Source organism: Micromonospora sp. NPDC049107 (assembly GCF_040648595.1).
GTDB lineage: Bacteria > Actinomycetota > Actinomycetes > Mycobacteriales > Micromonosporaceae > Micromonospora.
Map to the genome: position 1 here is coordinate 249,285 of NZ_JBEZEC010000001.1, position 13,320 is coordinate 262,604.

General features: G+C 72.5%; 13 protein-coding genes. 3 read left to right on the top strand and 10 right to left on the bottom strand.

The features are described from left to right. Positions 1 to 170: 170 nt before the first annotated feature. Positions 171 to 932: a hypothetical protein gene (locus AB0B55_RS01000; RefSeq protein WP_357125610.1), complete on the bottom strand. Its 762-nt coding sequence runs from the start codon at positions 930 to 932 to the stop codon at positions 171 to 173. A 400-nt stretch (positions 933 to 1,332) separates the two neighbouring features. Between AB0B55_RS01000 and AB0B55_RS01005 the strand changes: the two genes are divergently transcribed. The 3 genes from AB0B55_RS01005 to AB0B55_RS01015 all read left to right on the top strand — a co-directional run bounded on the left by AB0B55_RS01005 (position 1,333) and on the right by AB0B55_RS01015 (position 3,669). Next, entirely contained in the window at positions 1,333 to 1,812 is a 480-nt protein-coding gene (locus tag AB0B55_RS01005; RefSeq protein ID WP_357169235.1) for a hypothetical protein, read from the top strand. A 78-nt stretch (positions 1,813 to 1,890) separates the two neighbouring features. Beyond that, on the top strand, positions 1,891 to 3,117 hold the full coding sequence (locus tag AB0B55_RS01010) for an MFS transporter (RefSeq protein ID WP_357169238.1): 1,227 nt from the start codon (positions 1,891 to 1,893) through the stop codon (positions 3,115 to 3,117). 81 nt (positions 3,118 to 3,198) lie between these two features. Beyond that, positions 3,199 to 3,669, top strand: coding sequence for a hypothetical protein (locus AB0B55_RS01015; protein ID WP_357169241.1), 471 nt, complete (start codon positions 3,199 to 3,201; stop codon positions 3,667 to 3,669). 8 nt (positions 3,670 to 3,677) lie between these two features. Here the strand turns inward: AB0B55_RS01015 and AB0B55_RS01020 are convergent, their stop codons facing one another. Genes AB0B55_RS01020 through AB0B55_RS01060 form a run of 9 tightly spaced genes read right to left on the bottom strand, consistent with a single transcriptional unit; the run spans position 3,678 to position 13,317 of the window. Next, positions 3,678 to 4,880: a 2-oxo acid dehydrogenase subunit E2 gene (locus AB0B55_RS01020; RefSeq protein ID WP_357169244.1), complete on the bottom strand. Its 1,203-nt coding sequence runs from the start codon at positions 4,878 to 4,880 to the stop codon at positions 3,678 to 3,680. Then, complete coding sequence (locus AB0B55_RS01025) at positions 4,873 to 5,886, bottom strand: transketolase C-terminal domain-containing protein (RefSeq protein ID WP_357169247.1); 1,014 nt, start codon at positions 5,884 to 5,886, stop codon at positions 4,873 to 4,875. The genes AB0B55_RS01020 and AB0B55_RS01025 overlap by 8 nt, the downstream gene beginning before the upstream one ends. Continuing rightward, positions 5,879 to 6,817: a thiamine pyrophosphate-dependent dehydrogenase E1 component subunit alpha gene (locus tag AB0B55_RS01030; protein WP_357125628.1), complete on the bottom strand. Its 939-nt coding sequence runs from the start codon at positions 6,815 to 6,817 to the stop codon at positions 5,879 to 5,881. The genes AB0B55_RS01025 and AB0B55_RS01030 overlap by 8 nt, the downstream gene beginning before the upstream one ends. Then, positions 6,814 to 7,062: an acyl carrier protein gene (locus tag AB0B55_RS01035; protein WP_357125631.1), complete on the bottom strand. Its 249-nt coding sequence runs from the start codon at positions 7,060 to 7,062 to the stop codon at positions 6,814 to 6,816. The genes AB0B55_RS01030 and AB0B55_RS01035 overlap by 4 nt, the downstream gene beginning before the upstream one ends. Further along, positions 7,055 to 8,938 carry an HAD-IIIC family phosphatase gene (locus AB0B55_RS01040; protein ID WP_357169250.1) on the bottom strand — a complete coding sequence of 628 codons (1,884 nt, stop codon included), beginning with the start codon at positions 8,936 to 8,938 and terminating at the stop codon, positions 7,055 to 7,057. Before AB0B55_RS01040 ends, AB0B55_RS01035 begins: the two co-directional genes overlap by 8 nt. 38 nt (positions 8,939 to 8,976) lie before the next feature. Further along, entirely contained in the window at positions 8,977 to 10,005 is a 1,029-nt protein-coding gene (locus AB0B55_RS01045) for a 3-oxoacyl-[acyl-carrier-protein] synthase III C-terminal domain-containing protein (RefSeq protein WP_357125637.1), read from the bottom strand. Continuing rightward, complete coding sequence (locus AB0B55_RS01050; RefSeq protein WP_357169253.1) at positions 10,002 to 11,705, bottom strand: hypothetical protein; 1,704 nt, start codon at positions 11,703 to 11,705, stop codon at positions 10,002 to 10,004. Before AB0B55_RS01050 ends, AB0B55_RS01045 begins: the two co-directional genes overlap by 4 nt. Continuing rightward, complete coding sequence (locus AB0B55_RS01055; RefSeq protein WP_355048096.1) at positions 11,702 to 11,932, bottom strand: acyl carrier protein; 231 nt, start codon at positions 11,930 to 11,932, stop codon at positions 11,702 to 11,704. The genes AB0B55_RS01050 and AB0B55_RS01055 overlap by 4 nt, the downstream gene beginning before the upstream one ends. Next, the gene (locus tag AB0B55_RS01060; protein ID WP_357169257.1) at positions 11,929 to 13,317 is read right to left on the bottom strand and encodes an MFS transporter; all 1,389 of its coding nucleotides are present in this window, start codon (positions 13,315 to 13,317) and stop codon (positions 11,929 to 11,931) included. Before AB0B55_RS01060 ends, AB0B55_RS01055 begins: the two co-directional genes overlap by 4 nt. Positions 13,318 to 13,320: the final 3 nt, after the last annotated feature.

The following is a 13,320-nucleotide window of genomic DNA, read 5'->3' on the forward strand; positions in this document are numbered from 1 at the left end:
CCACAGCCCCATGTGGTACCAGAAGTAGGGCAGCCGGCCAGCGTTCGGTCGTCCTGTGGGTGGGGCAGCTCGCCAGCGTTGGGTCGTCCTGAGACAGAGCCGCTTACTTGACAGACCCCGACCTCGGTGGAGCGTTTCGAGCCGCCGTCCGAATCGTTGCCCACTGCCACCTAGCGGCGTCGGAGTCTGGGGGTGCCCTGGTCAGGAGCCGGTGCCCTCCTTCCGGTGACGTTGTCGTTGTCCTGGTACTGGTGTGTTGGGGCTCCTGATGAGGGAATGCCTGCCACTTCGGCTCGCGACGAGGGGTCGCCGATGCTCATGGACTCGAAGCGTGAAGTCATGTCGCTGATGGAGGGGGAGGAGGCGGGGCCCGCGCTGTTGGCGTACTGGCCGTGGGAGGCCCACTGAGCCGCGACCGAATAGGGATTGGGATCCTGATACATCGTGCTCGATCCGGTGATGGCTAGACCAGCGGTGTTGCCGTCTCGGGTCACGGTGTATGGATTTTGTCTGGATTCGCTGGCAGTAATAAAATCATTCAGCATCCTGGGCAGGTCTGCTGAGCGGCTGCTTTCGGCGAGTTGGCCGGAGGGTCGAGCCCAGTCCGTGATGTCCTGATAGGTCGCCCGAGCCGATGTCTGCGGCGACCAGCCAGCGGGCGGGGCAATCCGCACATTTGCCGCACGATTCCGATTGGCGCCGTGGGGGGCAAAATCGGTATTCTTCCTGAGGACAAAATTCCTGCCCTCCCGCGCAAGCGTGTAGTAGCGGTGGCGGATTCCGTGCGCGTCAGCAAGGTCATCCAAGACTTCCTCGCTCAACGCGCTGAATCTTCTGACGCTAGGTGGAAGTCGGCCTGTGGCATGTCCCCAGGCGAGTGCGATCTGGGGATCGGCGAGGCTCGGGTCTGCGATGATTTCCTCGTAGGCCATTGGCGTATAACCGCGGTCGCGTCGTTCGCGGGGGGCATGCTTGTGGTCCTCCCGTGTGGGTGATTGCTGTCTGGCTCTCAACGGCGTGTCCATGACAACGGTTCAACACGACGGGTGAATTTTCCTCAGGGCAGCTCGCCAGCGTTGGGTCGTCCCGGAAGCGGTGCGGCTCGACGGCGGCTGGTCGTCCCGCAAGAGGGGTCAGCTCGCCAGCGTTCGGCCGTCCCAGAGATGGGGCAGCTCGACAGCGTCGTCGGATAGTGGGGGCCACCCCGCCCGTCGGGAAACCGTGGCAACAGGCAGCTGTCCGGCCGGGACCGCAGATCGCAGACCGCGACTCGCCTGAGCCCTGCACTGCCGCACCCTCGCGACGTCGAGCTGTCAATGTAATGTTGACACGGTGACGACGCCGCTGGCCGGTCTGGCTGAGGTCCGTGCCGCTCGTACCCGTCTGGATGAGCGCGAGGCCGAGCTGATCGACCGGGCCCGCCACGATGGCGTCACCTGGGCGCAGATCGCGACGGCCCTGGGCCTCGGCAGCCGGCAGGCGGCCGAGCAGCGCCGGCAGCGCCTGGCCGTGGCACGGCGTGCGCGGCGGCAGGACCTGGACCGGGGCTACTCGCCGCGGATTGTGGCGTTGCGGGCCGCGGTGGCCGAGTTGGGGCGGTGGATCGCGACGGACCGGCGGTGGGACTCCCGCTTCCGTCGGGCGACACTGGTGCGGAGCACGGTCGACGCGGCTCTGGACGCCGACCCGGGGTCGCTCTACGCGCTGGCCCTGCATCTGCGCGCCGACCTCGACCAGGCGGGCGACCGACTGCCGCAGCCGGTGCACACGGTGGCGGACGCCCTCGACACCGCCTTGTCAATGTTGCATTGACACCGCACTGCCAGCATTGCCTGATCGAGGCTCAACCCAACAGGATGTGAGTGAACTCGGCTCAACCTGGAGGGTTGAATGCGGCGCAACGCCTACCTGTTCGTGGCGATCTCCATGCTGTCCGGCTTCGGCAGCAGCGCCATGTCGCTGGTGGCCGGCCTCTGGGTCCTCGACCTCACCGGCTCGACCGCCGTCGCCGCGCTCACCGGGCTCTGCGTGTACGCCCCGGTCCTCGCCGGCCCGTGGCTCGGCGGCCTACTCGACCGGGCGTCCCGGCGACCACTGGTGATCGCCGTCAACCTCGCGCTGGCCGCCGCCCTGTTCTCGCTCCTCGCCGTCCGTGGGCCGGGGCAGACCTGGCTCGTCTTCGCCGTCTCGTGCGCCTACGGTGTCAGCTACGTACTCATCGACGCGGGCGAGACGGCGCTGCTGCCGTCCGCGCTGTCGGCAGCGGAACTCGGCGACGTCAACGGGTGGCGCTCCAGCGCCCAGGAGGGCATGAAGCTCGTCGCGCCGCTGGTCGGCGCGGGCCTCTACGCCTGGCAGGGCGGGCACGCGGTGGCCGCGCTGAGCGCGGTGATGCCGATTCTGGTCGCCCTCCTCTACCTGGTGGTCCGCCTGAACCGGCCGCCATCCGGGCGACCGACGAGGCGGGCTCACAGCCTCCGTACCGGACTGGCAGTCCTGGCCGGACAGCGGACCATCCGCGTTCCGGTCCTGCTCGCCGGAGTGTCGATCGCCATGTCCGGCTTCGTGACCGCCGCTCTCTACGCGATCGTCGTCACGGAACTGCGCCTGCCAACGAGCTTTCTGGGGGTGCTTGCCAGCGCCCAGGGCGCCGGCTCCATCCTGGGCGGACTCGTCGTCGGTCGGCTCCTCACCCGACGGGGTCCCGTGGCCGTCGGGGTCGCTGGAACGGTGCTGTTCGCGACGGGTTGTCTGGCCCGGTGTCTGCCCTGGTGGCCGGTCACGGTGGCGGGCGCGGCGACCGTCGGCGTCGGACTGCCGTGGACCGTGGTCGCGGCGGTGACCGCCGTGCAGACGCACACCCCTGCGGCGCTGCTCGGCCGGGTCGCCGCGACGGCCAACACCGCGATGTTCGGGCCGCTCGTCCTGGCGATCCCGCTCGGCTCGGCGGCCGTCCACCTGGGCGGACGTCCACCCCTGCTCGGCGCCGCCGCGCTGTGCGTGCTTGCCACCACCGCCGCCGCTCGTAATCGTTGGCGGCTCAGCATCACGACACGCCGTCCACGCCGCTGCTCGGCGGCCAACGATCACGACCGGCAGACCTGCGTGACCGGCTGACCGGCGGGCTCCACGGACAGCGAGATCGATTCGTGGCCGTACCGTCGTCGGTCAGGTACCCGCCGGAATTAGCCTTTCGCCATGCGCCCAGCCCTGTCACCGCACCCCCCGTCGGTTGACCCACCGCCCAGGGCCTCGCGTACGGGATGGATCGTCGCGGGCGCCATCATCTTCGGGTGCCTGGCGGCGCTCGCCGTGCCGGTCGGCGGCTTTCTCCTGTGGATGTACGCCGGACCGGACGTGGACGAGCCGCGCGCGGCGGCCGACCAGTTCGTCCATCGGCTGGAGCGCAACGACGACGCCGCCGCCCACGAATCCCTGTGCCAGGAGATCAGGGAGCGGACCGACCTGGCGGCGTTCACCTCGGCGGTGCAGCGCCTCGGCCGGCCCGTGTCGCACACCATGGGCCGGGCCGCCTTCACCAACGAGGCCAGCAACAGCGCCTCGGTGACCGTCGAACTGACCGGCCGGAACGGTCAGACCTTGCGGCTCGACCTGCGGCTGGAGTCGGAGGTCGGCTGGCAGGTGTGCGACGAGAAGCTCTTCGGCTGACCGGCGCGTCACTCCTCGGCGAGGTGGTCGGGGGACTCCAGGGCGGCCTTCACCGCCTGCAGGAAGGCGACCGCCTCCCGGCCGTTGACGACCCGGTGGTCGTAGACGGCGCTCAGGTTGACGAACCGGCGGGTCACCACCTGACCGTCCGCGTCCAGCGCCAGCTCGTCCTGGGTCCCGCCGATCGCCACCACGCAGGTCTGACCGGGAAAGACGATCGGCCCGGCGAGCACCACGTCGGGATCGGTGTGCAGGGACACGACGATGGTCCCGCCGGCCAGCTCGCCGGCCCGGAAGCCCTCGCCGCCGGCCCGGCTGCGGAAGTCCATCAGCGTCTCGGCGATCTCCGCGCAGGTCAGCTCCTCGACGTCGCGGACCACCGGGATGAACAGGCCCGTCCCGACGTCGATGGTGACGCCGACGTGGGCCGCCTCGGCCAGCCGTACGCTGCTGCCGTCGCCGGGGGAGGCGAACAGCAACGGGTGGTCCTCGCGCAGCCCGCCGATCACCTTGACCAGCAGTTCCGGCAGACCGACCAGGGTGCGGGTGGCGCGGGTGAGCTGCCGGGCGACCGCGAGGGCGGCGTCGGCCCGTACCTTGATCACCGCGAGCGCCGCCGGCACCTCGCGGTGCGACTCGGTGACCACGGCAGCCACCGCGCGCTGGGCGCGGGAGAGCGTGTGCACCGGGCGCGGGTCGTCCGGCTCCGGGCCGTCGCCGGCCGCCAGCGCGGCGGCCGCGGCCACCACCACCGGCTCGGTCGCGGCCGTGGGCGCCGCCGACCGGTCGGCCAGCAGGCGTTCCACGTCGGTACGCCGCACGACCGCCTTGCCGAGCCCGCGCAACTCGTCGTCGCCCAGGCCGTGCGCGGTGGCGAGTTCCCGGGCCGAGTCGGTGAGTACGGGCCCACCCGGTCGGGTGTCGGGCGTCGGGGCGGCCGCGGTGACCGCTGCGGCGAGGAACCGCTGCCGCGCCTCCTCGTCGTCGAAGACGTGCCCGATGACGTCGCCCGGGGCGCACTCCTGGTTGACCTCGACGAGCCGGTGCAGCACGCCGTCGCCGTCGCTGAGCAGCTCCTCGGCCGCCTTGGACGTCTCCACCTCGGCGATCGGCTCGCCGGCGCGGATCCGCTCGCCGTCCTCGGCCAGCCAGTCGAGCAGGACGTACGTCGTGTCGTTGTTGTTGAGCTTGGGGACGACCAGGTCAGTCACCACTGACGACCTCCTTCACGGCCTGGTGGATGTCGGCGTCCTGCACCAGCACGGTGCGTTCGAGGTGCGCGGCGGTCGGGATGACGCTGTCCGCGGAGTGCACGAGACGTACCGGCGCGCGCAGCGATCCCCAGAGCCGCCGGTGCACGACCTGCGCCAGCTCCGCGCCCCAGGTGCCGCCGGCGGTGCTCTCCTCGGCCACCACGACCCGTCCGGCCCGCGCGATCGGCGGCAGCAGGGCGTCGGTGTCCAGCGGCCAGAGCCGCGAGGGCACCAGCACCTGGCAGACGACGTCGTCGCGCAGCAGCAGCTCCCGGGCCACCGACACGGCCCGGGCGGCCAACCCGCCGGGTACGACAAGCACGCAGTCGGCCTGCTCCTCCTCGTCCACCCGAACCCGGGCGACGTCGGCGTCCGGGCCGATCAGGTCGTAGCGGAACAGCTCGTCCACGACGCCGTCGGCGTACATGCGGGTGGTGTAGAGGACCTTGTCCTCGAAGAGCAGTCCCGGCCGGCCGGTGGCGAGCATCCCGGCGAGCACCGCCCGGTTGTCGTGGAAGGGCGACACCTCGTGCACGCTCAGGCCGGGGATGCCGATGAAGTGCTTCAGCGGGCTCTGGCTGTGCGTCGGGCCGTACCCGCGGTTGCCACCGCTGGGGCAGCGCACCACGAGCCGCATCGGCACCCGCCGGCCGTACATGGCGGTGGACTTGCTGGCGAAGTTGAGGATCTGGTCGAACGCCAGCGCCACGAAGTCACTGAACATGATCTCGACGATCGCGCTCTGCCCGGCCAGGGCCAGCCCACCGGCCACGCCGACGATCCCGCCCTCGCTCAGCGGGGTGGACAGCACCCGATCCGGCCAGCGCGCCGACAGTCCCCGGGTCACCTTGAACGCCCCGCCGTACGGGTCGACGAGGTCCTCGCCGAGCACGCTCAGCGTGGGGTCGTCGGCCAGCAGCGCGTGCAGGGCCTGGTTGAGGTTCTCCACCACCCGCTCAGCCACGGTTCTCCTCCGTCCAGCGGCTCGCCGGGCGGCCGGCGACGTCGGCGACGACCTGGGCCACGTACGCCCGTTGGCGTTCGTCGCGCGCGTCGAACTGCTCCGGGTACGCCCGCGCGTAACGCGCGTACCAGTCGTGCGCCCGCGCGTGCGCGATCTCCTCGGGGCGACGGCTGTCGTCCCCCTTGCTGTGCGGCCCCACCCGGTGGGTGAGCAGCTCCACCACGTACGGCGTGGACCGCTCGCGGACCCGGCGCAGCGCCGGTGTCAGCGCGGCGCGGACGACCTCGGTGTCGGTGGAGGTGATCCGGAGGTGGTCCACCCCGAAGGCCCGCGCCCGGCCGCCGATGCTGCCGGCGAGCTGCGCGGTCGTCGGCGTGGACTGGGCGATGCCGTTGTTCTCCACGACCAGCACCAGCGGCAGGCCCCACAGCGCGGCCATGTTCAGCGCCTCGTAGACGGCGCCCTCGCCCCACGTGCCGTCGCCCAGGTAGACCAGCGCCAGGCGGCCGGGTTCGGTGCGCTTGAGGTGCAGCGCGACCCCGGCGGCCACCGGCGCGCTCTCGCCCTGCACCCCGGTCGACAGGTAGCGCTCGCGCAGGATGTGCTGGCTGCCGCCGACACCGTGGCACACCGCGCCGTCGCGGCCCATCACCTCGGCGAGCAGGCCGTGCGGGTCGTCGAACCGGGCCAGGTAGTGGCCGTGGCCCCGGTGGTTGCTGAACACGAAGTCGTCGTCGTCGAGCAGCGGGCGCAGCGCCACCGGCACGTACTCCTGGCCCAGGCAGGTGTGCGTGGTGCCGTGCAGCTCGCCCCGGCCGAACATGTCCAGCAGCGCCAGCTCGAAGTGCCGGATGAGCAGCAGCAGGTCCAGGTCGGCGTCGGTGAGCCGGGTCGGCGCGGTGGGCGCCACCTCGGTGCGGGTGGCGGTCACCGGACGACCCCGTCCCGCTCGGCGGCGACCAGGTCGACCAGCTCGCCGACGGCGGTCACCGCCAGGTACGCCCGCAGGTCCAGGCGTACGCCGAGGTCGTCCTCCAGCGCGGAGAGCAGCCGCAGCGCCTCCAGGCTGGTCCAGTGGGCCAACGACGCGAACCGGACGTCGGGCGTGATCTCCTCGGCCGGTACGTCCGCGACCTGCTCGATGAGGCCCGCGACGGTGGTGAACAGGTCAGGCACGGATGTCTCCCTCCTCCAGGGCGATCCACGCCGGCAGCAGCCGGGGCGGGGGGTGCAGTGGCAGCACGTGCCGGGTGGTGCCGTCCTCGACGGAGGCCACGGTGAAGCCGGCGGACGGCCAGACGGCCCCGCCGGGCTTGTTGCGGGCGGTGGGCCGGAACAGCGCCTCCAGCCGGGTCGCGCCGGCCGAGCGGGCCAGCTCCGTCACCCGGTGCAGGGCCGCCTGCTCAACGCCCCGGGAGAACACCCGGCAGCTCAGCACGAAGTTCTCGATCACCCAGGCGTCCGGATCGGTCCGGTCCAGCCACAGGCCGCCGACCAGCCCTTCCGCGCCGAACCGGTCGGCCACCTCGACGGTGAGCACCAGGTGGTCGGGGGAGTCGGCGCGGGCCCGGGTCTGCGCCTCGGTGTGCGCCCGTTCGGCCATCGTGAACTGGTTGGTGCGTAGCCCGAGCTGCGCGACCCGGGGCAGGCTGTGCGCGTCGACGTCCCGGACGCTGACCCGCAACTTCAGCTCGTGCAGGTAGTCGGCCGCGGAGTCGAACGTGGCGGCGAACCGCTCCCGCCCGGCGCGGGCCCGGTACAGCTCGGTGCGTTCCCGGTCGGTTGCGCCGGTGGACAGTACGGTGAAGTGCCCCTCGGTGAGCAGCCGCGTGGAGAAGCCGGCCGGGTCGCCGGCCAGCTCCACCACCCGTACGCTCGGCAGCTCGTGGCGTACCAGCTCGCACTCGAACGGGCTGTCGTCGGCGAACACGACGGCGTCCAGGCCCAGGTTGAGGCTGGTGGCGAGCTGGCGCAGGTTCTCGTCCTTGCGCCCCCAGTTGACCGCCTGCGCGACGAAGTCGTCGGCGCGCAGCAGCAGGTCCGGATGTTGCGCGAACGCCTCGGTCACCAGGTCCGGGTCGTTCTTGCTGCACACCGCGAGCAGCACGCCCTGCCGGCGCAGCGCCAGGGCGCGACGTTGCACGTCCCGGTGGCAGTTGCCCGGGTAGTCGGCGCCGAGTCGGATGCCGGTGAGCCCGTCGTCGCCGAGCACGCCCGCCCAGAGCGTGTTGTCCAGGTCCAGCACGAGCACCTTGGCCGTCCGGCCGAGGGCCGCCCGGCAGAAGGTGGCCGCCTCGTGGGCGTACCGGCGTTCCACGGTGGGCGTCCACGCCATGCTGGCGAACCGGTACAGGCGCTCGTCGCGCACCGGACCGTCGTGGTCCACCAGCAGCGCTTCCAGGTCCAGGGTGTACGTCGTGTCCCGTCCACCCAGCTCCAGGAGCTGGGCGTTCAGCTCCCGCCAGAGGAGGCCCAGCTCGGCCCGCCCCCGGAAGCTGACCAGACTGCGGTGTTCCAACGGCGACAGCGGCACGGTGTGCAGCAGCACCGCGCCGTCGGTGCGGGTGGCGTACCCGCGCAGCGCGGCGGTGAGCACGCCGGCCCGTTCGCGCAGCACGTCGGCGAGGCCGGCCAGGTCGCCGGGGTCCCACTCGGCGGGCAGGAACCAGCCGTCGTGCAGCAGGCAGAGCGTGACGTCCGGCCGGAACTCGGCGAGTGCCGAGCCGGGGTCGCTGAGGTCGAGCACGAGCTGGTCGAAGCCGGAGACGTGGATCTCGGCGGCGATGCCGATCCGCAGCAGCGCCACCCGCAGCAGCGGTTCCAGCGTGCCGGGCGTGAACGTGCCGGTGACCGCGACCCGCAGCGGGCGCAGCGGGAAGTCGGGGCTGGCCAGCTTCTCGACGGGTACGTCGGCGAGCAGCCGACCGGCGGACGCGACGGCGGTGACCGCCGCGTCGTCCAGGTGGACCAGGCCGGGCGCCAGCTCCGGGTCGGCGGCCGCGCCTGGTCGGCGCAGCCGGCGGATCCGGTGCAGGACCTCCTCGACTCTCATGTTCGGTGTTCCTTCCCGTGGGTGGGTGCGGCGGCCGGTCAGACCCGCAGCAGGGTGCAGACCCAGTGCATGCCGCTGCCGGTGCTGGTCAGGGCGACCAGGTCGCCGGTGGCCACCTCGCCGCTGTCGAGGTGGCGCTCCAGGCTGATGAGTTGGTCGGCGCAGCCGATGTGACCGTGCGCGAGGGCCAGCTCGACGTTCGTGCGTTCCAGCTCCACGCCGAGGTCCTTGGCCAGCTCGGCGAACTGCCGGGCGTTGTCGTGGAAGTGCACGAAGCGGCGGACGTCGGCGAGCGTGACGCCGGCCCGGTCGCAGGCCGCCTGGACCACCTGCCGGTTGCGCTCCCGGATGGTCGCGACGAACCGGAACATCCGCCGTACGTCCCCGGCGAAGAACTCGTTGAGCCGGTCCGCCGGGTCACCGACGCGGGGGGTGCCGGCGTCCGGGGTGAACGGCTGGGCGGCGCCGCCGACGGGCATCCGCATGAAGCCCGCGTACCGGCCGTCGGTGATGGTCTCGGTGGCCAGCCAGCGGCACCGGTCGTGGTCACGGACCAGCACGGCCGCCGCCGCGCCGTCGGAGAAGACGCTGGTGTTCACCTCCATCCGGTTCCAGTAGGGCTCGCACACCCGGTTCGCGCCGATCACCAGCGCCGTCCGGTAGTCGGGATGGGTGGCGAACCGCCCGGCCACCGTGTCGAACGCGGCCACCCCGCCGCCGCACGCCTGGTTGAGCAGCACCGCCTCGGCCCGGTGCGCGCCGAGGCGGGCCTGGGTGTGCGCGGCGGGATCCCAGTAGAGGTATTCGGCCAGGTCGGGGATGGCCAGCACCACGAGGTCCACGTCGGCGGCGGACAGCCCGGCCCGGTCCAGGGCCGTGCCGCCGGCCACCACCGCCAGGTCGGTCACCCCGACGGTGGGACCGGCCCGGTGGAAGGTCCGGTACTCCCAGGACCGCAGACGATCAAGATCCTTGGTGTACGCGGCCGCGGCCGCCGCCACGTCGACCGGCTCGCCGAGGACGTGGGCCAGGGCGGCCACCCCGACGCCGACCGGCGGCGCGCTCATGGCCGTACCCCCGTGGTCCGGTCGTCGCTCGCGTGGATGGCGCGTAGCCGGACCCGAGGATCGGCGGGCGCGAGACCGTCCACCTCGGACAGGAAGCGCCGGGCGGTGCCGTTGCGGCCCGTGTCGGTCCACCGGACGACCACCTCGTCCGCGCCGGCCGCGCCGGCCCGGCGGGTCACCTCCCGCAGCACGGCCGCCTCGACGCCCTTGCCCAGCACGGGACAGGAGAGTGAGAAGACGTCGACGGTCCAGCGGTCGGCGCCGCGGTCCAGCGCGACGAGGCCCGAGGTGCCGTAGTCGCCCAGCCGGTCGCGGACCCGGATGGCCAGGAGATCGGCGGCCCGCTGGGCCAACGCGGCGGCCGGTGGGGCCGGGGCGAGGGCGAAGTCGTGCGCGCGGGCCACCACCTCGGCGACCTCGCCGACGCCGTCCGCGGCGACGGGCCGGTAGTCGACCTGGACGTCCAGGCCGGCCACGAAGTCGTCCAGGGACAGTTCGGCGGGCGCGGCGAGGGGTCCGGTCCCGCCGCCCATCCACCGTCGCTCCGGCAGCCGGTCGGTCAACCGCGCCGCCCGCAGCTCGTCCGGCCACGCCGTCGGGTCGGCCCCGAGCAGCACGCGCCGCGGCGGCCCCTCGACCGCCGGCCCGTCGCCGGTCGGCTCATCGCCGGTCGGCCTTTCGCTGGTCGGCCTTTCGCTGGTCGACCGCTCGCTGGTCGGCCCTTCGCTGGGCGGCCCTGCACTGGGCGGCCCAGCACTGGGCGGCTTGAGCTGGGCCGCGTCGACGCCGGCCAGGACGAGCTGCGCCGGTGCCACGTCCAGCGCCTCGGCGATCTCGGCGAGCTGTGCGCCGATCGGCCGGTCGTCGGTGACCCAGCCGTCGAGCACGCCCAGCAGGTCGACGGCATCGCCGTCCGACCAGCACCCGTCGCCGGTGGCCCGCAGCGCCACCCGTACGCCGGCGGCGCGCAGTTCGCGCAGCGCCGGCAGCAGGTGCGCCGCGCCGGTCAGCCCGTCGCCGTCGACGACCAGCGCCCGGCAGCCCGTGCCGAACCAGGACGCCACCAGCGTGGCGGCGGTCGCCCCGAGCCGGGCGAAGACCTCCTCGGTGTACGGCACCTTGGCGAGGCGGAACAGCACCGGGTGATGCGCCCGCTCGTCGCCGACGGCGCGTACCGCCTCGTCGGCGTCGACGAGCAGCACCCACGGGTCGCCGGCCAGCCGGTCGCGCAGGCGTTGCCGGACGACGGTGGCGCTGGCGGCCACCCCGTCGGCGTGCATCGCGTCGGCCGGCCCGGACGGGCGGGCCGCGGGGATCGCCGGCAGCACGTACACCAGCAGGGCGCCGTGCCGACGTGCGGCGGTGACGGCCGCCTCGGCCCCGGCCAGCAGCTCCGTCGCCCAGGCGTCGCCGCCCGCGCCGGGTTCGCCCGCTTCCTCAAGGCGTTGCGCCACCACCAGCACGTCCGGCCGGACCTCGGCGAGGAAGCCGTCGGTGGCCAGGCACTGCTGCACGACCTGCTGGAACGGGCCGACGGTGAGCGTGGCGGAAAGGCCGCGCTCGTGCAGGTCCAGGCCCAGGTACGGCACCAGCGGGTCCGCCGTGTAGCTGGCCAGCAGGGCGACGCGCAGCGTCGGGGCCGGCCGCCGGCGGCTGAGCGCCTGCCAGCGGGCGCGTCGGGTGAACAGGACGGTGCTCATCGCGTCTCCGTGCCCTTGGCGCGCAGCACCGTCCGCAGTTCGCCGACGCTGCGCACGTCGCGGATCTCGTCGAAGGCGAAGGAGAGCCCGTAGACCTCCTCCAGGGTCACCACCAGTTGCAGGTGGCGCAGGCTGGTCCAGGTGCCGATGGTCTCCGGCCCGGACTCGTCGGTCACCTCGGCCGGGTCGACCTCCAGGACCCCGGCCACCACCTCGGTCAGCGTCACTTCGCCACCACCGCGCGGTCGTCGGTCAGCTCGTCGGTGCCGGTCGGCGAGGGCAGCGGGGCCGGCGGGTCGGTCGGCTCGTCGTAGTCGGGCAGGTCGGTCTCCATCCGGCGGATGCTCGGCGAGGCGAACCCGGCGGCTGCCACACCGATGCCGAACAGGCCGACGATCACGAAGATCAGGCCCATTCCGGCGCCCGGTCCGCTGCCGACCAGCCACCCGAAGTACGGCACGCCGGGGCCACCCTCGCGCATCATCGGCTCAAACCAGCGGTCCGCGGCGATACCGGCCAGGGCGGTGCCGCCGGGGTACGCCAGGTCCTCGATGAACTGGCGGGCGGCGAAGACCCGGCCCTGGTGGGACGGCTCGACCTTCTCCTGCCACACCGACTGGGCGTACCCGTCGATGAAGGGGATGGACAGGTGCAGGAAGAGCAGGGCGACGGACCAGACGATGATGCTGTCCCCGACGCCGTAGACGATCCGGCCGAGGACGCTGAAGACCAGGATGGCGACGAGCATCCGGCGGATCTTGTGGCGGGTGTTGGGCAAAAGCCCGAGCAGGAGCGCGCCGGCCACGCCGCCCACCGCGCCGATGGTTTGCACCAGACCGACCGCGTTGGTGCTGCTGTCGGTGCGGGCCAGGATCTGCGGCACCAGCAGGGCGAAGCCGACGGCCGCGAGCACGTTGATGGCGAACATGATCGCCTCCAGCCCGGTGAACGCCCGGCTGGCCAGGATGTAGCGGAAGCCGTAGATCGTGTCGTACCAGAAGCCGCCCTCGTCCGGCTGGGTCGAGCGGGGCCGGGGTGGGAGCTGCACCAGCAGCACCGCCCCGATCGCCACCACGTAGGAGAGCGCGTCGACGAGCAGGATGACCTTGATGTCCATGAAGCCCAGCAGGGCGGCGGCGAAGCCGGGAGCGAAGATCACCGGAATGGTCCGGACCGCGAACATCATCGCGTTGGCCCTCGGGTACTGGCCCTTCTCCATCATCACCGTGATGGTCGCCTGGTACGCGGGGAGCTGGAACGCGAGGAACGCGCCGGTCACCAGGTTGACCAGGTAGAGGTGCCACACCTCGACCGAGCCGCCGAGGAACAACAGCAGCACGACGGCGGTGGTGAGCGCCGAGCCGATGTCACTGAGCACGATGGTCAGTCGTCGGCCCCACCGGTCGACCAGCGCGCCGGCGATCGGGCTGAAGATGACTGTCGCGCCGAACGCGAACGCCATCAGCATGGTCAGGTCGAAGGCCCGGCCGGTGGCGTCCCACACCCAGATGCTCAGGGCGAAGTTCGTCATCCGGGTGCCGAGCGCCGACAGCAGCTGGCCGAACCAGATCGTGGTGAACCCGGCGAACCGGGACGGGCGTCGGAACGCCATGGG